This is a genomic window from Streptomyces caelestis, assembly GCF_001279005.1.
Taxonomy (GTDB): domain Bacteria; phylum Actinomycetota; class Actinomycetes; order Streptomycetales; family Streptomycetaceae; genus Streptomyces; species Streptomyces heliomycini.
Genome location: NZ_LGCN01000002.1, coordinates 24266 through 44380, shown reverse-complemented (window position 1 = coordinate 44380; position 20115 = coordinate 24266). Strand labels below are relative to the sequence as shown.

The 20115-nt window shown below is 74.4% G+C and carries 20 protein-coding genes; 6 read left to right on the top strand and 14 right to left on the bottom strand.

The features are described from left to right. Window positions 1–9 precede the first annotated feature (9 nt). Both ADK41_RS01665 and ADK41_RS01660 read left to right on the top strand, forming a co-directional pair. On the top strand, window positions 10–3198 hold the full coding sequence (locus ADK41_RS01665; RefSeq protein ID WP_030825607.1) for an ABC transporter permease subunit: 3189 nt from the start codon (window positions 10–12) through the stop codon (window positions 3196–3198). After that, window positions 3195–3857 carry an ABC transporter ATP-binding protein gene (locus ADK41_RS01660; RefSeq protein ID WP_030825604.1) on the top strand — a complete coding sequence of 221 codons (663 nt, stop codon included), beginning with the start codon at window positions 3195–3197 and terminating at the stop codon, window positions 3855–3857. The genes ADK41_RS01665 and ADK41_RS01660 overlap by 4 nt, the downstream gene beginning before the upstream one ends. 56 nt (window positions 3858–3913) lie before the next feature. On the opposite strand, the gene ADK41_RS01655 is transcribed toward ADK41_RS01660, so the two are convergent. Then, the gene (locus ADK41_RS01655) at window positions 3914–4570 is read right to left on the bottom strand and encodes a transglycosylase family protein (RefSeq protein WP_030825601.1); all 657 of its coding nucleotides are present in this window, start codon (window positions 4568–4570) and stop codon (window positions 3914–3916) included. Between the two features lie 540 nt (window positions 4571–5110). Between ADK41_RS01655 and ADK41_RS01650 the strand changes: the two genes are divergently transcribed. Together ADK41_RS01650 and ADK41_RS01645 are read left to right on the top strand one after the other, a co-directional pair. Continuing rightward, on the top strand, window positions 5111–5893 hold the full coding sequence (locus ADK41_RS01650; protein WP_030825598.1) for a hypothetical protein: 783 nt from the start codon (window positions 5111–5113) through the stop codon (window positions 5891–5893). A gap of 88 nt (window positions 5894–5981) precedes the next feature. Continuing rightward, on the top strand, window positions 5982–6386 hold the full coding sequence (locus tag ADK41_RS01645; RefSeq protein ID WP_030825595.1) for a hypothetical protein: 405 nt from the start codon (window positions 5982–5984) through the stop codon (window positions 6384–6386). 62 nt (window positions 6387–6448) lie between these two features. Here the strand turns inward: ADK41_RS01645 and der are convergent, their stop codons facing one another. The 5 genes from der to aroH all read right to left on the bottom strand — a co-directional run bounded on the left by der (window position 6449) and on the right by aroH (window position 10948). Continuing rightward, entirely contained in the window at window positions 6449–7939 is a 1491-nt protein-coding gene (der, locus tag ADK41_RS01640; RefSeq protein WP_030825592.1) for a ribosome biogenesis GTPase Der, read from the bottom strand. Between the two features lie 80 nt (window positions 7940–8019). Continuing rightward, entirely contained in the window at window positions 8020–8667 is a 648-nt protein-coding gene (locus ADK41_RS01635) for a lysophospholipid acyltransferase family protein (protein ID WP_030825589.1), read from the bottom strand. Next, the gene (gene cmk / locus ADK41_RS01630; RefSeq protein WP_030825586.1) at window positions 8664–9350 is read right to left on the bottom strand and encodes a (d)CMP kinase; all 687 of its coding nucleotides are present in this window, start codon (window positions 9348–9350) and stop codon (window positions 8664–8666) included. Before cmk ends, ADK41_RS01635 begins: the two co-directional genes overlap by 4 nt. Before the next feature lie 153 nt (window positions 9351–9503). Continuing rightward, entirely contained in the window at window positions 9504–10589 is a 1086-nt protein-coding gene (locus tag ADK41_RS01625) for a prephenate dehydrogenase (protein WP_030825584.1), read from the bottom strand. Beyond that, window positions 10586–10948, bottom strand: coding sequence for a chorismate mutase (aroH, locus tag ADK41_RS01620; RefSeq protein WP_030825581.1), 363 nt, complete (start codon window positions 10946–10948; stop codon window positions 10586–10588). Before aroH ends, ADK41_RS01625 begins: the two co-directional genes overlap by 4 nt. 193 nt (window positions 10949–11141) lie before the next feature. On the opposite strand from aroH, the gene ADK41_RS01615 reads away from it, so the two are divergent. Both ADK41_RS01615 and ADK41_RS01610 read left to right on the top strand, forming a co-directional pair. Next, a complete protein-coding gene (locus ADK41_RS01615) occupies window positions 11142–11576 on the top strand; it encodes a Rieske (2Fe-2S) protein (protein WP_030825578.1) in 435 nt (144 codons plus the stop codon). A 22-nt stretch (window positions 11577–11598) separates the two neighbouring features. After that, window positions 11599–12342 carry a nucleotidyltransferase domain-containing protein gene (locus ADK41_RS01610; protein WP_030825575.1) on the top strand — a complete coding sequence of 248 codons (744 nt, stop codon included), beginning with the start codon at window positions 11599–11601 and terminating at the stop codon, window positions 12340–12342. Here the strand turns inward: ADK41_RS01610 and ADK41_RS01605 are convergent. The 8 genes from ADK41_RS01605 to ADK41_RS01570 all read right to left on the bottom strand — a co-directional run bounded on the left by ADK41_RS01605 (window position 12268) and on the right by ADK41_RS01570 (window position 19639). Continuing rightward, the gene (locus ADK41_RS01605; protein ID WP_030825573.1) at window positions 12268–13020 is read right to left on the bottom strand and encodes a nucleotidyltransferase domain-containing protein; all 753 of its coding nucleotides are present in this window, start codon (window positions 13018–13020) and stop codon (window positions 12268–12270) included. The two genes, ADK41_RS01610 and ADK41_RS01605, sit on opposite strands and share 75 nt — an antisense overlap. A 3-nt stretch (window positions 13021–13023) precedes the next feature. Continuing rightward, window positions 13024–14043, bottom strand: a complete 1020-nt coding sequence (locus ADK41_RS01600) for an ADP-ribosylglycohydrolase family protein (RefSeq protein WP_030825570.1) — start codon at window positions 14041–14043, stop codon at window positions 13024–13026. Beyond that, window positions 14040–14759 carry an NUDIX hydrolase gene (locus ADK41_RS01595; protein ID WP_030825567.1) on the bottom strand — a complete coding sequence of 240 codons (720 nt, stop codon included), beginning with the start codon at window positions 14757–14759 and terminating at the stop codon, window positions 14040–14042. Before ADK41_RS01595 ends, ADK41_RS01600 begins: the two co-directional genes overlap by 4 nt. Before the next feature lie 65 nt (window positions 14760–14824). Next, window positions 14825–15940, bottom strand: a complete 1116-nt coding sequence (locus tag ADK41_RS01590) for a pseudouridine synthase (protein ID WP_030825564.1) — start codon at window positions 15938–15940, stop codon at window positions 14825–14827. Beyond that, window positions 15940–16593, bottom strand: a complete 654-nt coding sequence (gene scpB, locus ADK41_RS01585) for an SMC-Scp complex subunit ScpB (protein ID WP_030825561.1) — start codon at window positions 16591–16593, stop codon at window positions 15940–15942. Before scpB ends, ADK41_RS01590 begins: the two co-directional genes overlap by 1 nt. Next, the gene (locus tag ADK41_RS01580; protein WP_432422505.1) at window positions 16590–17771 is read right to left on the bottom strand and encodes a segregation/condensation protein A; all 1182 of its coding nucleotides are present in this window, start codon (window positions 17769–17771) and stop codon (window positions 16590–16592) included. The genes scpB and ADK41_RS01580 overlap by 4 nt, the downstream gene beginning before the upstream one ends. A gap of 336 nt (window positions 17772–18107) precedes the next feature. Next, on the bottom strand, window positions 18108–18653 hold the full coding sequence (locus ADK41_RS01575; RefSeq protein ID WP_234318737.1) for a hypothetical protein: 546 nt from the start codon (window positions 18651–18653) through the stop codon (window positions 18108–18110). Beyond that, a complete protein-coding gene (locus ADK41_RS01570) occupies window positions 18638–19639 on the bottom strand; it encodes a ParA family protein (protein ID WP_030825554.1) in 1002 nt (333 codons plus the stop codon). The genes ADK41_RS01575 and ADK41_RS01570 overlap by 16 nt, the downstream gene beginning before the upstream one ends. Window positions 19640–20115 lie beyond the last annotated feature (476 nt).

The window sequence follows — 20115 nt, the reverse complement described above, 5'->3', positions numbered from 1 at the left end:
ACCTCGCCGATGTCCTCGCTGACGTACGACCTCACGCTGGCCGGTCTGTCGGTGGGCGCCGCGGCGGCGCTCACCGGGATCGGCCTGATCGTGACGTACCGGGCGACCGGGGTGCTGAACTTCGCGCACGGCGCGATCGCGATGGTGTGCGCCTATGCGCTGCGCGGCCTGGTGGTCGACCGGGGCTGGCCGCTGTGGTGGGCCGCCGCGCTGACGCTGCTGGTGCTGGCGCCGGGGATCGGGGTGGTGCTGGAGCGGCTCGTGTTCCGGCCGCTGTCCGTCGGGGGCGGTGATCCGGCGCGGACTCTGGTGGCGTCCATCGGGGTGTTCGTGCTGCTGGTGGGCGGGGCGGCGCTGCTGTGGGGGCGGGGGGCGCGGGACGACGCGCCGGTGCTGGTCCCGGCGGAGCCGTGGGGACAGCTGGCGGTGGTGGCGGTACTGGCCGTCGGGGTCGGGGCGGTGGTCCGCCGGACGCGGTTCGGGCGGGAGCTGCGGGCCGTCGTGGACGACCGCCGGCTGGCCGTGCTCGTCGGTGTGGACGCGGACCGGGTGGCGGCGGCGGGCTGGGCGTTCGGCTCGTTCACGGCCGGTCTGACCGGCGTGCTGCTGGCGCCGTACGTGCGGCTCGACCCGTACGGGCTGCCGCTGCTCGTGATGGAGGTGATGGCGGTCGCGGTCGCCGCGCGGATGCGCGGTCCGGTGGTGGCGGTGGTCGTCGCGCTCGGCATCGGGGTGGCGCAGAGTCAGCTGACGCGGCTGCACCCGTCCGGGTGGGGCGAGCCGTTGCTGCAGGCGGTCGGCGCCAACCTCTTCGTCGTGGCGCTGCTGGTCGCCGCCCTGGTGCTGCCCGGGGTCGGCACGCGCGACGCGCTCCCGCGCCCCGCCACCGCGCGGGCGCCCGCTCCGCCGGGCGCGTGGATCGTGGCCGGGGTGCTGTTCCTGCTGCCGCTGGGCTTCGCCGGGCGCGATCTGCACACGGCGGTACAGGTGCCGGCGCTCGGGGTGGTGCTGCTGTCGCTGGTGGTCGTCACCGGCCGGGGCGGACAGATCTCGCTCGGGCAGGCGGCGTACGCGGGTCTGGGCGCCCTTTTCACGGCGCTGCTGGCGGCCGGCCGCTTCCCCGGCCTGCCCCGGCTGCCGGAGCTGGCCGCGCTCGCGGTGGCGGTCGTCCTGGTCGCTCCGCTGGGCGTGCTGACCGGCTGGCCGGCGATCGGCCGCCGGGGGCTCGCGCTGGCGCTGGCGACGTTCGCGGTGGGCGTCGGGGTGAGCCGTTTCGTCTTCGACCAGCCGTACGCCACGGCCGGACTGTCCCTGGACCGCCCGGCGGGCTTCGACGGCGACCGGGAGTACTACGTGCTGGAACTGGTCCTCCTGGCGTGCGCGCTCCTCGCGGCCCGGGCGCTGCGCCGGGGCCGCACGGGCCGCGCCCTGGCGGCGATGCGGGACCACGAGGCGGGGGCGCGGGCGGCGGGCGTGCGCGTGCCGTCGCTGAAACTCCTCGCGTTCGTCTCCGGCGCCGCGCTGGCCGCGCTCGGCGGAGGCATGCTCGGCATGGGGCTGCGCGCCTTCGACCCGGCCGCGTACGACCCCGTACGGGGTCTGCTGTGGTTCGCCGCGGTGGTGGTCCTGGGCGCCGACAGCACCCTGGGCGCCCTCCTCGCCGCGGCCCTCCTGGTCGGCCTGGACGCGGGCGCGCGCGGGGGTGTGGCGGCGGCGGTGGTCGGCGTCCTGGCGGTCCTGTCCGGCCGCTTCCCGGACGGTCCCCACCAGACCCTGCGCGACGCGGCGGACCGGCTCCGCGTCCGGCCCCGCCCGGCGCCGACGCCCTTGGCCGCACGCCTCCGCGCCCGCCTGAGCCCGCCGGGGCCGCCGCCGGGGCCGTCCAGGGTCCCGGCGGGCGCGACGTCGACGAGCGCCGGGCCACGACCGGACACCCGGGCCGGGGAACCGGGCGAACAGGGCACCGGTCCCCGGACCGGGGCGTCGGAACGTGGCGCCCCCGGCGCCCGGACCGGCGGGCCGGGCACGGCGGCCGCCGGTCGCCCCGCGGCCACCGGCGGCCCGCGAACGGCGCCACCGCACCGCTCCGCCGACGCCCCGCCCCCGCGGCAGGTCGGCACGGACCGGAGAACCACCGGGGACGAGCGCGCCACCGGGCGGCCACCGGTCCACCCCCACGAGGCGGAACCCACGGCCGAGGACTCACCGGACCACGGCCCCCCGCAACGGCAGGACCGCGCGGACCGGAGGACCACCGGTGACAGGCACCCCGCCGAGCGGCCACCGGTCCACCCGCACGAGGAGGAACCGGCGGCCGGGGGGTCCTCGGGTGACGGGCCGGCGGGCCGGGGGGCGCCGGGGGGACCTTCCCCCGCGCGGGCCCGGGAGCCGTCCGGTCCGGCGCGCCGCCCGGCGGGGGGCGTCCCCGGGCCGGCGCGTGCGGGCGGGGGCCGGCCCCCGGCGGGGCGTCGGCGCACGGGGGTCTTTGCACCGGTCCCGGGCCCCCCTGTGCTCGCCGCCCGCGGTCTGCGGGTCCGTTACGGCGGGTTCACCGCGCTGGACGGGGTGGACCTGGACGTCCCGGCCGGGCGGGTGGCCGCCGTCGTCGGGCCCAACGGGGCCGGGAAGAGCACGCTGTTCCACTGTCTGGCGGGGACCCTGCGCCCCGCACGGGGGTCGGTCACGCTCGACGGACGGGACGTCACGCGGCTGCCCGCGCACACCCGCACCCGGCTCGGGATCGCGCGGACGTTCCAGCAGCTGGCGGTCTTCCCGACGCTGACCGTCGCCGAGAACGTGCGCGTCGGCGCCGAGCAGGGCCGGCCGCCCGATCCCGGCGCGGTGGAGCGGACGCTGCGGCTCTTCGGGCTCGACGGGCCGATGAGGGCGCGGCCCGCCGCCGGGCTGCCCACCGGGACGCTGCGCCGGGTGGAGCTCGCGCGGGCCCTCGCCGCCGCCCCGCGCGTGCTGCTGCTCGACGAACCCGCCGCCGGTCTCGACGACGCCGAGGTCACCGCGCTGGCCCGGATCCTGGGGGCGCTGGCCGCCGACGGCACGGCGCTCCTGGTCGTGGAGCACGATCTCGACCTGGTCGCCGGCCTCGCCGACGTCGTGCACGTGATGACGGCGGGCCGGATCGTCGCCTCCGGACCGCCCGGGGACGTCCTGGACGCCCTCGGGGAGGCGGCCGGCCCGTGACCGTCATCGCCCTGCGCCGCGCGCGCGTGCGGCACGGCCCCCTGGAGGCCCTGCACGGCGTCACCCTCGTCGCGCCCGGCCCCGGTCTCACCGTGCTGCTGGGCCGCAACGGCTCCGGCCGGACGACCGCCCTGCGCGCGCTGGCCGGCGACGTGCCGCTGTCCGGCGGGGCCGTGGTGTGGGACGGGCGGGACGTGACCGGCGTACCGGCGTACGAGCGGGCCCGGCGCGGGCTGTGCCTGGTGCCGGAGCGGCGGGCCGTGTTCGGTTCCCTCACCGTGCGGGAGAACCTCGCCCTCACCGCCCCCGACCCCGCTCGCGCCCTCGACGCCTACCCGTGGCTGCGTCCGCTGCTGGAGCGCCGGGCCGGCACGCTCTCCGGGGGCGAGCAGCGGATGCTGGCCCTCTGCCGGGCCTTCCGGGCGGATGCGCGCGTGGTGCTCCTCGACGAGCCCGCCCAGGGCATGGCGCCGGCGGTCGCGGCCCGTACGTACGCGCTGCTGGCCGCGCTCGACGCGTGCGTGGTGGTCGCCGAGCAGCGGCTGCCGCCCGCCCTGCACGGCCGGCCCGCCTTCGTGTACGTGCTGCGCCGTGGCGCGGTGGTGTTCGCCGGGGAGGCCGGCGAACTCGGCCGGTCCGCCTCCGCGCGGCGGCCGTAGGGCCCCGTCCGGCCGTCCGGCCGGACGGGGCGCCGTGTCCCGGGCGAGGGGGCGGCTCAGACGTCGAGGCGCTGCCCGGGCACGATCACGTCGGGGTCCCCGCCGATGACGGACCTGTTGGCCTCGTACAGGCGCTGCCAGCTCGTGCCGTACCGCGCGGCGATCCCGCTCAGTGTGTCGCCCGCGCGGACGGTGTGGTCGCCGCGGGAGGCGCTCCGGTCCGTGTGCCCGGAGGGCGCCGAGGTCCCGGCCGGCTCCGACGGCTCCGCCCGCTTCGACGGTTCCGCCTTCCTCGACGGGGCCCGCCGCGTGGTCACCGGGTCCGCGGCGGGTGCGCTCCCGGACGCCCCCGCGCGTGCCGAGCAGGTCGGCCAGGCGCCCCAGCCCTGGGCGCGCTGCACCTTCGTGGCGATCGCGATCTGCTGGGACACGGTGGCCCGGTCGGCCGTCGGCGCGTGGGCCGTGCCGCCGTAGGCGCGCCAGGTCGCGGCGGAGAACTGGAGTCCGCCGTAGTAGCCGTTGCCGGTGTTGATGTGCCAGTCGCCGCCGCTCTCGCACTGGGCGATGCGGTCCCACACGCCGTCGTCCGCCGCCGTGGCGTTCCCGGTCGCGGCGAGCAGTCCGAGGGGCGCGAGCAGCGCCGCGCCGGCCAGGAGGGCCGTCGTACGGGTCCTGCGGTGGTGGGGGCGGGTGTTATCGGCACATGCGGACATGGAGGTCCTTCCCGAAGGACTCGGGGTCCCCGCGGCGGAGCGCCGCCCACCGCGCCGTGGGACGCGTGGACCGCGCTCGCCCGTCCGCCTCCGGGTCGTGCGGTGGTGCCGTTCGTGGTGCGGTCGGCGGACGTACCCGAGCGGTGCTCGTTGCACACGGCGAAGGAATGTAAGGAGCCCCCGGTACCGGGATCAACCAACGCCCCTTCGCGCCAGGCCAGTTGCCGCTTACCTCGGGTAGCGGCGATTTCAGGCCACCCACTTCATTCCCTGATTTCCGGATTTGTCGACCAGCCGGCGGAGCACCCTGTGAGCCACCTCACCTCCCCAACGGCAGTACATCGGGCGGCGGTTGACGGTGAGTGGCGGATTCCGCGCCGAGCGTGACCGTGTGCGCCGGTTGGTTCGATTCCGTTCGCCCCGGGGCGTGACTACCGCCACAGATCGCCCGTTGTCTTCTTCATGAGCCGGGGACCCACCCGGACCACGGGCCGGGAGCCACCCGGCCTCGCCACGCACCGCATCCCGAGGGAGCCACCCGTGCCGCGCATGCTCGACGTCAGCGACGAGGTACGCGCCGAGATCGGCGACGAAGAAGCAGCCCGCCTGCTCGCCGGGGAGTCCGCCCCGGGCAGTTACGACTGCACCTCCTGCCGCACCCCGGGCGACACCGGGCAGGAGCGCACCAGCACCGTCCTGTTCGTCGGGGACGAGACCGCCGTCCTCGCCTTCGCCCACGCCGGCTGCCTGCCCTCGCAGGTCGTCCAGGTCACCGAGGAACAGCTCCAGGGGGCCGTACGGGCCATCGGCGGCGACACCGGGGAGCCGGCGTCCGCGCAGGCCGCCCCCGAGCAGGCCGTGCTCGGAGTGACCAGCGGACTGGTCCTGATCTCCGGGGAGCTGCACCCGGCCCTGGTCGTGGAGCCGACCGCGCCGGTCGCGCGGCCCGGTTCGCCCGGGTCCGGCGACGACTTCCTGCCGCTCCTCATCGAGCAGGGCTTCATGCCCCTGACCGAGCTGTCGGCCCTGCCGCCGGCACTGCACGGCTGGTCGGTGCTGCTCGCCGCGGGGCAGCTGCACGCCGTGCTCCAGCCGAACCCGGCCGGTGGCCGTCCGGTGGCCTGGTGGCAGGCGCACCAGCCGCTCCAGGTCACCGACGGCTGGCGGTCGGCCGCCAACAAGCACCAGCGGGTGCTGATGTTCGCGGCCCCGGTCGGCTCGATCGGCCGCCAGCCGCGCGAGGACCTGCTGCGCGACGCGCTGGACAAGGCGGCGGCGAACGGCAAGCTCGTCGCCGCCGCACTGCCCCTCGCCGGCCTCTGACCGGGCCCGCCGGCGCCCGGCCGGAACACCGCCGACGAATGCCGCGAAAGGGCCGCATCCCTTGCGGCACGGGGTCGTTTGGACATACGTGCACGCATACGACGTTCCCCGCCGCCAGTCCCTCGCCTCGGTCCCCGCACCCGTGCGTCCGGCGCAGGTCTCCCGGAGCGGCCTCTCGGCCACACCGATCTACGACGCCCTCTACACCGAGTACGTCAAGTCCTTCCGTTCGCTGCCGGGTGACCGCAGCGGCGAGGAGGAGCTGGGCTTCACCGCCTTCGGGAACATCCCGCACAGGACGGGCTCGTACGACGACGAGAGCCCGAGCACGTTCGGCGCCTCCCTCGTGAGCGGCGCCCACGGCGCGGGCGCGGGCGGCGGCCGCCAGGGCGCCGGGCCGCAGTGGCAGCGGGTCGGCACGGTCGGCCGGCCCGCCTCCGGGATGCACCACGTGCCGGCCGGGCTGCCGCCGGCCCCGCGCAGGGGCGCCTGACCCGAGGCACGGTGAAGGGGCGGCCCCCGCGGGGGCCGCCCCTTCACCGTGTCCGCCGTCGGCTACTTCTTCTTGCCGCGCTTCTCCCGCACCCGCACGGAGATGTGGATCGGCGTCCCCTCGAAGCCGAACTCCTCGCGCAGCCGACGCTCGATGAAGCGCCGGTAGCCCGCCTCGATGAAGCCGGAGGCGAACAGCACGAACCGCGGCGGCTTGGTGCCGGCCTGGGTGCCGAACAGGATGCGCGGCTGCTTGCCGCCCCGCACGGGGTGCGGGTGGGCGGCGACCAGCTCGCCGAGGAAGGCGTTCAGCCTGCCCGTCGGAACCCGGGTCTCCCAGCCCTCCAGGGCCGCCTCGATGGCCGGGACCAGCTTCTCCATGTGCCGGCCGGTGCGCGCCGAGACGTTCACCCGGGGCGCCCACGCCACCTGGCCGAGCTCGGTCTCGATCTCCCGCTCCAGGTAGTAGCGGCGCTCCTCGTCGAGGGTGTCCCACTTGTTGTACGCGAGGACGAGCGCACGGCCCGCCTCCACGGCCATGGTGACGATCCGCTGGTCCTGCACCGAGATGGAGTCGGCGGCGTCGATGAGGACGACGGCCACCTCCGCCTTCTCGACGGCGGCGGCGGTGCGCAGCGAGGCGTAGTAGTCGGCGCCCTGCTGGAGGTGGACGCGCTTGCGGATGCCCGCGGTGTCGACGAACTTCCAGGTCTTGCCGCCGAGTTCGATCATCTCGTCGACCGGGTCACGGGTGGTGCCGGCGAGTTCGTTGACGACGACCCGCTCCTCGCCCGCGACCTTGTTCAGCAGGGAGGACTTGCCGACGTTGGGCCTGCCGATCAGGGCGATCCGGCGGGGGCCGCCGACGGCGGCGCCGAAGGTCTGCGCCGGGGCCTCCGGAAGGGCCTCCAGGACCTGGTCCAGCATGTCGCCGGTGCCGCGGCCGTGCAGCGCGGAGACCGGGTGCGGCTCCCCCAGGCCCAGGGACCACAGGTAGGACGCGTCGGCCTCGCCGCTCGGGCCGTCCACCTTGTTGGCGCACAGCACGACCGGCTTGCCGGCCTTGCGCAGCAGCCGGACGACGGCCTCGTCGGTGTCGGTCGCGCCGACCTTGGCGTCCACGACGAAGACGACCGCGTCGGCGGCCTCGATGGCGTACTCGGCCTGGGCGGCCACGGAGGCGTCGATGCCGAGGACGTCCTGCTCCCAGCCGCCGGTGTCGACGACCTTGAAGCGGCGGCCCGCCCACTCGGCCTCGTAGGTGACGCGGTCGCGGGTGACGCCCGGCTTGTCCTCGACGACCGCCTCACGACGGCCGATGATGCGGTTCACCAGGGTCGACTTGCCGACGTTGGGGCGGCCGACGACGGCGAGCACGGGCAGCGGGCCGTGGCCCGCCGCCTCGATGGCGCCCTCGACGTCCTCGAGGTCGAAGCCCTCCTCCGCGGCGAGCTCCATGAACTCCGCGAACTCGGCATCGCCCAGCGCCCCGTGGTCGTGCTCGTGCGCACCCTCGTACGCGTCCGAGCCGTCGGGCTGGATGTGGTCGTTCATGAAGTCCGTACCTCTGCGTTCATCGTGGTGATCGGTGGAACGCCCCCCATGCGCGAGGCTGATCCACTACTCAGTGTCGCCTAGCGCCCGGTGAGGCGCCTGGCGTTTTCCAGGTGCGCGGTGAGCTGCTTCTGGATGCGTTCGGTCGCCTCGTCCAGCGCCTTGCGCGTGCGTCTGCCGCTGCCGTCGCCCGCGTCGAAGGGGTCGCCGAAGACGACGTCGACGCGGGAGCGCAGCGGGGGCAGTGCCTTTATCAACCGTCCGGACCGCTCGGAACTTCCCAGCACGGCCACGGGAACGATCGGCGCGCCGCCGCGTACGGCGAAGTACGCGAGTCCCGCGCGGAGCGCGGCGAAGTCGCCCTCGCCCCGTGTGCCCTCGGGGAAGATGCCGAGGACTCCGCCCTGCTCCAGCACACCCAGCGCCCGGGAGATCGCCGTGCGGTCGGTGCTGTGCCGGTCCACCTTCAGCTGGCCGATGCCGGTCAGGAACGGGTCGAGCGGGCCGACGAACGCCTCCTTCTTGATCAGGAAGTGCGTCGGCCGGGGCGCCACGCCCATGACCATGGGGCCGTCGACGTTGTGGGAGTGGTTCACCGCGAAGATCACCGGGCCGGCCGCGGGCACCCGCCAGGCGCCCAGCACACGCGGCTTGAACAGCCCGTACATCAGGCCGACGCCGATGCGCCGGCCGACCTCGGCGCTCCGCGCCGATGGGACGTCGGTCACTTCCCGGCCCGCTTCTCCTCGACGAGGGTGACGACACACTCGATGACCTGCTGGAGCGTGAGGTCGGTGGTGTCCACCTCGACCGCGTCGCCGGCCTTGGCCAGCGGAGAGGTCTTGCGGCCGGCGTCGGCCGCGTCCCGCTTGATCAGGGCCTCGCGGGTGGTGTGCAGGTCGGCGCCCTTGAGCTCGCCGCTGCGGCGGGCGGCACGGGCCTCCGCGCTGGCGGTGAGGAAGATCTTCAGGTCGGCGTCGGGCAGCACGGTGGTGCCGATGTCACGGCCCTCGACGACGATGCCGGTGACGGCGGAGGCGGCGATGGACCGCTGCAGCTCGGTGATCCGGGTCCGCACGTCGGGGACCGCGGAGACCGCGCTGACCTTGGCGGTGACGTCCTGTCCGCGGATCGGTCCGGCCACGTCGACGCCGTCGACGGTGATCGTCGGGTTCCGGGGGTCCGTACCGGAGACGATCTCGGGCTTCCCGGCGACGGCGGCGATCGCGGACGGGTCGTCTATGTCGATGCCGTTGGTCACCATCCACCAGGTGATCGCCCGGTACTGGGCGCCGGTGTCCAGGTAGCTCAGGCCGAGCTGCGCCGCCACGGCTTTCGACGTGCTCGACTTGCCCGTGCCGGAGGGGCCGTCGATGGCGACAATCACGGGCTGGGCGGCGCCGTTTTCCACGGGGGAACACCTTCCTGGTGCGGTGGAGTGGTGTGTGCGGGACGCGGACACGCCCCGCACCAGATTACCGGCCCCCCGGAACCCTTCCGACAAGCGGACGATCCGGCCCCTCGGGGGAAGGGACGCCCCCGGACCCTCCCCCGCCCCGGGCCGTCACTGCCGGATCGCCCAGCCCCGCTCCCGCAGCCCCGCGATGAGGACCGGGGCCGCCTTGGGCTCCACCACGAGCTGGACCAGACCGGCCTGCTGTCCGGTGGCGTGCTCGATGCGGACGTCCTCGACGTTGACGCCGGCGCGCTCGGCGTCCGCGAAGATGCGGGCCAGCTGGCCGGGCTGGTCGTCGATGAGCACCGTCACGGTCTCGTAGACGCGCGGCGCGGAGCCGTGCTTGCCGGGGACGCGGACCTGGCCGGCGTTGCCGCGGCGCAGCACGTCCGCGATGCCGGTGCCGCCCTCGCGGCGCTCGTCCTCGTCGGAGGACTGCAGCGCGCGCAGGGCGCGCACGGTCTCCTCCAGGTCGGCGGCGACGTCCGTGAGCAGGTCGGCGACCGGACCCGGGTTCGCGGAGAGGATGTCGATCCACATCCGGGGGTCGGAGGCGGCGATCCGGGTCACGTCCCGGATGCCCTGCCCGCACAGCCGTACGGCGGCCTCCTCGGCGTGCTCCAGGCGTGCGGCGACCATGCTGGACACCAGGTGGGGCATGTGGGAGACGAGGGCCACGGCCCGGTCGTGGGCGTCGGCGTCCATGACGACGGGCACGGCCCTGCAGTGCGAGACCAGCTCCAGGGCGAGGTTCAGCACCTCGGTGTCGGTGTCCCCGGTCGGGGTCAGCACCCAGGGGCGGCCCTCGAAGAGGTCCCCGGTGGCGGCCAGCGGGCCGGACCGCTCGCGGCCGGACATGGGGTGGGTGCCGAGGTACGGGGTCAGGTCGAGCCCGTGCTCCCGGAGCTCGCGGCGCGGTCCGCCCTTGACGCTGGCCACGTCGATGTAGCCGCGTGCCGCACCGCGCCGCATCGCGTCGGCGAGCACGTCGGCCACGTGGGCGGGCGGGGCGGCGACGATCGCCAGGTCGACCGGCCCGTCGGGCGCCTCGTCCGTGCCGGCGCCCAGCGCGGCGGCCGTACGGGCCTGCTCCGGGTCGTGGTCGGCGAGGTGGACGACGACGCCCCGCCGGGACAGGGCGAGCGCGGCGGACGTGCCGATCAGTCCGGTGCCGATGACGAGCGCGGTCCTCACTGGGCGATGTCCTTGCGCAGGGCCGCCGCGGCGCCGAGGTAGACGTGTGCGACGTCGGCGCGGGGCACGTCGGACTCGATGTGCGCGAGAACCCGGACGACGCGGGGCATGGCGCCCTCGACGTCCAGTTCCTGGGCGCAGAGCAGGGGGACGTCGACGATGCCGAGCCTGCGGGCGGCGGCGGCCGGGAAGTCGCTGTGCAGGTCGGGCGTGGCCGTGAACCAGAGGCTGATCAGGTCGTCGGTGTGCAGGCCGTTGCGCTCCAGGACCGCGGTGAGCAGCGCGCCGACCCGCTCCTCCATGTGACCGGCCTCGTCCCGCTCCAACTGGACGGCCCCCCGGACCGCGCGTACCGCCACGACGATGCTCCTTGCTGAGGTGCGTGTGCTGTTCGGTCGTCCAGCGTAGTCAGCCCGCGCGGGGGCGGTGCCGGACGCCCGCCCGCTGAGACGGGCGATGTGCGGCTTTGGTGGCGTTTTTCCGTGATGTGCTTCTTGTTCGTCGTCTTCGGTGCCAGGATGCGGGAACCGCGACTCCCGGGAGTGTGATGACATGGCCCCTCGTACGACGCGCCGCACGGTCCTCCTCACGACAGGCGCGGCGGCACTGGCCGCGGGCTGCGGCTCGGACGGCGGGACCGGCGGAGAGGGCAGGGACGGCGGCGAGGGCGGCGAGGGCGGCGCCTCACCGGACGCCGCCGGGCAGGAGCTGATCTCGACCGCCGACGTCCCGGTGGGCGGGGGCACGGTCCTCGGGGACGGGAAGATCGTGGTCACCCAGCCCGAGGAGGGCGACTTCAAGGCGTTCTCGGCGGTCTGCCCCCACCAGGGCTGTGTGGTGACCGACGTCGCGGACGGCACCGTCAACTGCGCCTGTCACGGCAGCCGGTTCAGGATCACCGACGGCTCGGTGGAGCGGGGCCCCGCGACCCTGCCGCTGCCCGAGGAGCGGATCACGGTGGAGGGGAATTCGATCCGCCGGGCGTGATCCACCGCGTACGCTCCCGGGCATGCGCCCCGAGACCCTGGTCGGTGACCACACGATCTACGCCTGTGTCATGGGCTCGCGCGCCTTCGGCCTGGCCACCGAGGGCAGCGACACCGACCGCCGGGGCGTCTTCCTCGCGCCCACTCCCCTGTTCTGGCGCTTCGAGAAGCCGCCCACGCACGTCGAGGGCCCGGCCGAGGAGCAGTTCAGCTGGGAGCTGGAACGCTTCTGCGAGCTGGCCCTGCGCGCCAACCCCAACATCCTGGAGTGCCTGCACTCCCCGCTGGTGGAGCACGCCGACGCCACCGGCCGCGAACTGCTGTCCCTGCGCGGGGCGTTCCTCTCCCGCAGGGTCCACGAGACCTTCACCCGGTACGCCCACGGCCAGCGCCGCAGGCTGGAGGCGGACGTCCGCGCCCACGGCGCCCCGCGCTGGAAGCACGCCATGCACCTGCTCCGCCTGCTGATCAGCGCCCGCGACCTGCTCCGCACGGGCGCCCTCACGATCGACGTGGGCGAGGAGCGCGAGCCGCTGCTCGCGGTGAAACGGGGCGAGGTGTCCTGGTCCGAGGTGGAGTCCTGGATGATCCGGCTCACGGAGGAGGGTGCGCGGGCCGCCCCGCGCAGTCCGCTGCCCGAGGAGCCGGACCGGCGCCGGGTCGAGGACTTCCTCGTCCGCGCCCGCCGCGCCTCAGCCCTCCAGGCGGACCCGTACGACGAGGTCGTGCAGGGCGTCGTACGCGGTGGGGGCGTCGGGCAGGACTGACGCGGCCTGCGCCTCGTCCAGCACGCCGTGCAGCCGCTCCACGTCGGCCCGCACGCGTGCGTGGTCGACGGGGGCGGCCCCGTGCTCGCGCTCCGCCTTGGCGGCGATCAGCTCCGGCAGGCGGTCCGGGGCGGCGTCGACCTCCGCGGCGAGGGTGGGCAGGTGGGGCTGCACCTCGCCGGAGCGCATCAGATGGATGCCGGTGAGCAGCACCCGGAAGGTGTAGAGCAGCGGCTTGAGTTCGCCGGTCCTCTCGAACAGCCGCCACTGGGTCCGGGCGAAACCCCGGTAGTGGTGGGCGTGGTGGCTGGTGAGGACGCCGGGGGCGAGCGCGGCCAGTTCCCGGTGCGCGTCGGTGGTGTGCACGACCAGCGGGGACAGCAGCTGTTCCAGCACGTAGCCGTTGCGCCGCAGCATCAGGCGGACGAACTTGCGCAGGTCGTGCGTGACCAGATCCATCTCGACGCCGTCCCGGACCCACATCCGGGACCGGGTCTCGTCCGGCTCGCGCAGCCCGACGAGAGCGGCGGCCGGCAGCAGGTGCACGCCCCGCAGGTCCACGTCGGAGTCGCGGGAGGGGAAGCCGTACAGGTGCGCGCCGGAGACGGTGGCGAACAGCACCGGGTCGGGCTGTTCGGCGATCACCGGTCTCAGGTCGAGGTCCAGGGCGTCGGTCACCGCTCAAGCGTCCCAGAGCGTTCCCAGCGCCAGCAGCTCGCCCCGGTACTCGATGCGGTCCGCCCACTCGGCGGGCCAGGCGTCGGCCCCCAGGTACGCGCCGGCGAAGGCGCCCGTGAGGCAGGCGAGGGAGTCGGAGTCGCCCGCGGTGCAGGCGGCGCGGCGCAGGGCGGTGAGGGGTTCGTCGACGAAGAGCAGGAAGCAGAGCAGCCCGGTCGCCAGGGCCTCCTCGGCGATCCAGCCCTCGCCGGTGGCCAGGCAGGGGTCGGTCTCGGGCGAGACGGTGCGCACGGCGTGCCGGAGGCGTTCGAGGATGTCCAGGCACTCGTCCCAGCCGCGCGCGATGAAGTGTTCGGGGGTGGGGTCCTGGGCGCGGGTCCACAGGTCGCCGAGCCAGGACGCGTGGTAGCGGGTGCGGTTCTCGTAGGCGTAGGAGCGCAGGCGTCCGATCAGGCCGGTCGGCTCGGCGCCCTCCGCCAGCAGTCGTACGGCGTGGGCGGTGAGGTCGGAGGCGGCGAGGGCGGTGGGGTGCCCGTGGGTGAGCGCGGACTGCAACTGGGCGGCTCCCGCGCGCTGTTCGTCGGTCAGGCCGGGGGCCAGGCCTATGGGCGCGACGCGCATGTTGGCGCCGCAGCCCTTGGAGCCGATCTGGCTGGCGTCCTGCCAGGGGAGATCGCTTTGCAGCAGGCCGCAGGCCGTGAGGCAGGTCCGCCCCGGTGCGCGGTTGTTCTCGGGCGAGCGGTACCACTCCACGAACTCCTCGCGCACCGGCCGCTCCAGTCGCTCGGGGGTGAGCGGTCCCCGGTCCATGGCCGTGCGCAGTCCCCGCCCGAGCGCGAGCGTCATCTGGGTGTCGTCGGTCACGCGGGCAGGTGTGGGCAACTCCATCGCCCGCCAGGGCCCGTACCAGTCCAGGATCTTCGGTACACCGATGAATTCGGTCGGGAACCCCAGCGCGTCCCCGAGGGCGAGTCCGGTGAGCGCTCCTGTCGCGGCGCGCTTGGTGACGGTGGTCGTGGTCATGCGGGACGTCCTTCCGGGGTCGGCCGGAGCAGCGGCGGGTGGAGGGCGGTGGCGGCGCCCGCGCGGTACAGCGCGGCGGGTTTGCCCCGGCCGCCGGTGAGGCGCGCGGCGCCGGGGACGGCTTCGACGAAGCCGGGGGTGGCGAGCACCTTGCGCCGGAAGTTGGGCCGGTCCAGGACGGTGCCCCACACGGTCTCGTAGACCTGCCGCAGCTCCCCGAGGGTGAACTCGGGCGGGCAGAAGGCGGTGGCGAGGCAGGTGTACTCGAGCTTGGCGCCGACGCGTTCGCGCGCGTCGGCCAGGATCCGGCCGTGGTCGAAGGCGAGCTCCCGCACGGAGTCGTACGGCGTCCAGCGGGCCCGCGCCGCGTCGCTGCCGCCGCGCGCCTCGGGCGCGTCGGGCAGCAGGGCCGCGAAGGCGACGGAGACGACCCGCATCCGGGGGTCGCGGTCGGGTTCGCTGTAGGTCCGCAGCTGCTCCAGATGCAGCCCGGACACGTCCGTCAGCCCGGTCTCCTCGCCCAGCTCGCGCCGCGCCGCGCGCTCCGCGGGCTCGTCCGGCCGGACGAATCCTCCGGGCAGCGCCCACCGTCCGGCGTACGGCTCCTGGCCGCGCTCGACGAGCAGCACGTGCAGCGCGCCCGCGCGGAGGGTGAACACGGCGAGGTCGACGGTGACGGCGAACGGTTCGAAGGCGTACTTGTCGTAGCCGTCCATGACCCGCACCCCCTTTAATAGTCACTGCGACTATTAAAGGGGGTGCGGGCCGGGCTCACAAGCCCCTAGAGGTCGACCTCCTGCATCAGCATCCCGACCTCGGTGTTGGACAGCCGGCGCAGCCAGCCCGACTTCTGGTCGCCCAGGGTGATCGGCCCGAAGGCGGTGCGCACCAGCTTGTCGACCGGGAAACCGGCCTCGGCGAGCATGCGGCGCACGATGTGCTTGCGGCCCTCGTGCAGGGTCACCTCGACGAGGTAGTTCTTGCCGGTCTGCTCCACGACCCGGAAGTGGTCCGCGCGGGCGTAGCCGTCCTCCAGCTGGATGCCGTCCTTGAGCCTCTTGCCCAGGTCGCGCGGGATCGGGCCCACGATGGCCGCCAGGTACGTCTTCTTCACGCCGTACTTGGGGTGGGTCAGCCGGTGCGCCAGCTCGCCGTGGTTGGTGAGCAGGATGACGCCCTCGGTCTCGGTGTCCAGCCGGCCGACGTGGAAGAGGCGGGTCTCGCGGTTGGTGACGTAGTCACCGAGGCACTGCCGGCCCTCCGGGTCCTCCATGGTCGACACGACACCGGCGGGCTTGTTGAGCGAGAAGAACTGGTACGACTGCGTGGCGACGGTCAGGCCGTCGACCTTCACCTCGTCCTTCTCCGGGTCGACCCGCTTGCCCTGCTCGAGCACGATCTCGCCGTTGACCTCGACCCGCGCCTGCTCGATCAGCTCCTCGCAGGCGCGCCGGGAGCCGTAGCCCGCGCGGGCGAGCACCTTCTGCAGCCGCTCGCCCTCCTGCTCGGCGCCGGGGAAGGTCTTGGGCAGCTTGATGTCCTTCTTGCCCGCGTACCGCTCCCGGTTGCGCTCCTCGGCCCGCGTCTCGTACTCACGGGACGTGGCCGGGACCGAGCGCCCTCGCTGCAGGGGCTTCCTCGGCCCGCCCTTGGCGCCTCCGCGGGCCGTGGGCCCACGGCCCGACTTGGGGCCCTCCTGGGTGGCGCCGGGGCCCACGTCGTAGCGCCGCTCCTCCGGGCGCGGCTTCTTCGGACGGCCGCCCTGTCGGTCGTCACGGTTGTTGCCGGCGCCGCGGTGGTCGCCGCGGCCACCGCCGCTCCCGCCGCGGCCGCCGCTGTTGCCACCACGGCTCCCGCCGTTGTTTCCGCTGCTGTTCCTGCCGCTGCTGCTTCGCATCAAAGTTCCGTCTTGTCGTCTGCGTCCTCGGAATCCGGGGCGTCCGGATCGAACGACGGGACCGCTTCCAGCGTCTCGGCCTCGATCGCCTCCGCCTCCGGGAGGAAGGGCGCGAGCTCCGGGAGCTCGTCCAGACCGCGCAGGCCCATCCGCTCCAGGAAGTAGTTCGTCGTCGTGTACAGGATCGCACCTGTTTCGGGTTCCGTGCCCGCCTCCTCGATCAGACCGCGCTGCAGGAGGGTGCGCATCACGCCGTCGCAGTTGACTCCGCGCACGGCGGAGACGCGGCTGCGGCTGACCGGCTGCCGGTAGGCGACGACCGCGAGGGTCTCCAGGGCGGCCTGGGTGAGCCGGGCCTGCTGACCGTCCAGGACGAAGCCCTCGACGGCGGCGGCGTACTCGGGGCGGGTGTAGAAGCGCCAGCCGCCCGCGACGAGGCGCAGCTCGAAGCCGCGGCCCTGGAGGGTGTACTCGTCGGCCAGCTCGCGCAGCGCGTCCGCGACCTGGCGCCCGGGACGCTGCAGGATCCTCGCCAGGTGTTCCTCGGTCGCGGGCTCGTCCACGACCATGAGGACCGCCTCCAGGGCCGGCTTGAGGTCGAGCTCCGCGACGGTGTGCGGCCCGGCGGGGGTGTCGGTCGTCTCCTCGCTCACGGCGTCCTCTCCTCCTCGGGCCGTTCCGGCGGCCGGTCGAACTCGTCGGTGACCGCCGGCACGGCGTCCCCGTCCCCACCGGTCCAGCGCACGGTCAGCTCGCCGAGCGCGGTCTCCTGGTCGAGGCCGACGGCCTTCTCGCGGTACAGCTCCAGCAGGGCGAGGAACCGGGCCACGACGGTCAGGGTGTCGTCCGTGTCCTCGACGAGGGCCCGGAAGCCCGCCTCGCCGAGCTCCCTGAGCCGGGCGACGACGATCCCGGCCTGCTCCCGCACGCTGACCAGCGGGGCGTGGATGTGGTCGACGTACACCTGCGGCTTGGGCCTGGGCTGCATCGCCTTGGCGGCGAGCCCGGCGAACCCCTCGGGGCCGATGCCGATGACGACCTCGGGCAGCAGCTCGGCGTGGTGCGGTTCGAGTCCGACGGTACGGGGGTGGCGGCGGCCCTCGTCGTCGAGGCGCCGGCTGAAGATCTCGGCGATCCGTTTGTACGCGCGGTACTGCAACAGCCGCGCGAACAGCAGGTCCCGGGCCTCGAGGAGGGCGAGGTCGGCCTCGTCCTCCACCTCGGCGGCGGGCAGCAGCCGGGCCGCCTTGAGATCGAGCAGCGTGGCCGCCACGACCAGGAACTCGGTCGTCTCGTCCAGGTCCCAGTCGGGCCCCATGGCCCGGATGTGCGCCGTGAACTCGTCGGTCACCTCGGACAGCGCCACCTCGGTGACGTCCAGCTTGCGCTTCGAGATCAACTGGAGCAGGAGGTCGAACGGCCCCTCGAAGTTCGCCAGCCGAACCGTGAACCGCCCGTCGTCGTCCTCGCCGGCGCCCGCCCTCGGCACACCGCCTGCGGGCTCCGCCCCGTCCGTGTCCTCACCGGCGTCCGCCGCCGGTGCCGACGCACGCGCGACGGTCCCCACGACCGCCTCCCGCGCCGGTGGCGCCCCCGGCAAGGGCTCCCCGGGGCGGCTCGCGGCGTCCGCCCGCCCCACGCTCACCGGGCCGGCACCCGGACCCGTCTCCCCCGACACGGCGGTCCCACGCTCCGAGGCGCCCACCGGATCAACCGGCGAGGGGCGTCCCGGGGTCCTCGGACCCGGCTCCCCGGACCCGGCGACCGCGCCCTTCGGCGGTGTCACCGGCTCGTCCGCCCCCGCGGGCGACGCGAGCGGCGCGGCGTCCACCGGGCCCGGCCCTTCGCACCCCGCGGCCCCGTCCTCGGGCGCCGCCTCCGGCCCGACGACCGCAGGGACTTCCGCGGACGCCTCGCCGTCCGGCTCCCCGGGCGTGTCCGAGAAGGAGGCACGCGCCGCTCCCTCGAACGCCCCGGGCGACGGCCGGGCCGCCGGGCCCGGCTCCGAGGCCGTGCCCCGCGGCGTCACCTCCGGTGAGGGCGCCGTGGGGATCCCCGCGCCCTCCTCGGGCGTCGCGCCCGGTCCCCGGCCCAGGGTGCGGCGGCGGGGCGGCCGGGCTCCGGGAGTGGGCGCGTCGTTCGAGGTCATGACCTCCGCAGGCTACCGCTACCGGCCCCGCAGGCGTCGTACGAGGATGCTGGCGTCCCCGCGGCTCTCCAGGTCGGCGAGGACCACGGCGACCGCCTCGCGGACGATCCGGCCCCGGTCCACCGCCAGCCCGTGCTCGCCGCGCAGCACCAGACGCGCGTGCTCGAGGTCCATCAACTCCTCGGCGGACACGTACACGGTGATCTTCTCGTCGTGCCGCTCACGGCCGCTGGGCCGCCGCGCCGCCGCCCGCCCCCGCTTGGGCTGGGCCGCGCCGTCCTGTGCCGTCTGGCGCCGCCCGGAGCCCGCCGCGTCGCGGCTGCGGGACTCCCCGGCCCCGCCCGGCTCCGCGTCCGCCGCGACGTGCTCCGTGCCCTCGCCGCCCTGCGCGGGCACCGACTGCGGCGCGTCCTCCGCGGCGGCCGCCGCGTCGCCCTCCCCCGCGGGTGCGGGGACGCGGGCGTCGCCGTTGGCCTGGCGTCTGGGGGTCGACGCCTGGAGCGCCATCCCCCCTGTCGTACGGAAGAGTTCGTCGGCCCCCGGCAGACTCACTCGGCGTGACACCGGGCGAGCACCTCCCTGGCGAGCTGGCGGTAGGCGGCGGCACCGACGGAGTTGGACGCGTACGTGGTGATCGGCTCACCGGCGACCGTGGTCTCCGGGAAGCGGACCGTGCGCCCGATGACCGTGTGGTAGACGTGGTCGTCGAACGCCTCGACCACCCGCGCGAGCACCTCACGGCTGTGCACCGTGCGCGAGTCGTACATCGTGGCGAGGATCCCGTCGAGCTCCAGCTCGGGGTTGAGCCGCTCCTGGACCTTCTCGATCGTCTCGGTCAACAGCGCCACACCGCGCAGCGCGAAGAACTCGCACTCCAGCGGCACGATCACCTTGTGCGCGGCGGTCAGCGCGTTGACCGTGAGCAGGCCCAGCGAGGGCTGGCAGTCGATCACGATGTAGTCGTAGTCGTCCATCAGCGGCTTCAGCGCCCGCTGCAGCGTGGACTCGCGCGCGACCTCGCTCACCAGCTGCACCTCGGCAGCCGACAGGTCGATGTTGCTGGGCAGCAGGTCCATGTTGGGGACCGCGGTCTTCAGCAGCACCTCGTCGGCCGCCATGCCCCGCTCCATGAGCAGGTTGTAGACGGTGAGGTCGAGCTCCATCGGGTTGACGCCGAGACCGACCGACAGCGCGCCCTGCGGGTCGAAGTCGACGAGCAGCACCCGGCGTCCGTACTCCGCGAGCGCGGCGCCCAGGTTGATGGTCGACGTGGTCTTGCCGACGCCGCCCTTCTGGTTGCACATCGCGATGATCTTCGCGGGGCCGTGTTCGGTCAGCGGACCCGGGATCGGGAAGTACGGCAGCGGGCGCCCGGTCGGGCCGACGCGCTCACGGCGCTGGCGCGCCGCGTCGGGCGCGAGCGTGGCCGCGTACTCGGGGTCGGGCTCGTACTCGGCGTCGGGGTCGTAGAAGTGCCCCTCGGGCAATTCGTCGTAGTCGGCGAAATGGTTGTGGGGCGCGCCACTTCCGTCGCCGGCCATGGCGTTCACGTGATGGCCATCCATGCTCTGGTGTCCTGGTTGAGTCACCACCGAAGTCCGGTGACTCCGGTGGGCTGCGAAGGTGCGCACAGCCACGGAGCCGACAGCAGCGGATCCCGTGGGCCCCTGGTCCGGCGCAGGCATTCCTGGGTGACCACCCCCGGGAGTAAATGTCGACTCATTCACAAGTCGTCTTACCTCCTTGGCGACCAGGAAACTTCTAGACAGGTCAGCGTGGCACCATGCCGACGATTGGCGACTCTATGGCGTGTCGACCGTTCGCAGCAACACAATCCGCCGGACCCGACCCGATGTGTCGGCGATGAAACATCCCTCTGTCAAGGGCGTACGGCCGTCGCACGGCAGGTTTCACGGGTGTGCGAATCGGTAGAAGGGTCACGTTCGAGGCGAGTCGTCCCGGAATCAGGAAGTGACCCTACACACATCGGGCCGGACCTTGTGGGACAAGGTCCGGCCCGGTACAT

Bases quoted from the DNA above. Each gene is read 5' to 3' on its own strand.
- ADK41_RS01665 (WP_030825607.1), top strand. From the start codon at position 10: ATGTCCTCGCTGACGTACGACCTCACGCTGGCCGGTCTGTCGGTGGGC.
- ADK41_RS01655 (WP_030825601.1), bottom strand. From the start codon at position 4,570: ATGTCCGCATGTGCCGATAACACCCGCCCCCACCACCGCAGGACCCGT.
- der (WP_030825592.1), bottom strand. From the start codon at position 7,939: ATGAACGACCACATCCAGCCCGACGGCTCGGACGCGTACGAGGGTGCG.
- ADK41_RS01615 (WP_030825578.1), top strand. From the start codon at position 11,142: ATGGCCCCTCGTACGACGCGCCGCACGGTCCTCCTCACGACAGGCGCG.
- ADK41_RS01610 (WP_030825575.1), top strand. From the start codon at position 11,599: ATGCGCCCCGAGACCCTGGTCGGTGACCACACGATCTACGCCTGTGTC.
- ADK41_RS01600 (WP_030825570.1), bottom strand. From the start codon at position 14,043: ATGACCACGACCACCGTCACCAAGCGCGCCGCGACAGGAGCGCTCACC.
- ADK41_RS01595 (WP_030825567.1), bottom strand. From the start codon at position 14,759: ATGGACGGCTACGACAAGTACGCCTTCGAACCGTTCGCCGTCACCGTC.
- ADK41_RS01590 (WP_030825564.1), bottom strand. From the start codon at position 15,940: ATGCGAAGCAGCAGCGGCAGGAACAGCAGCGGAAACAACGGCGGGAGC.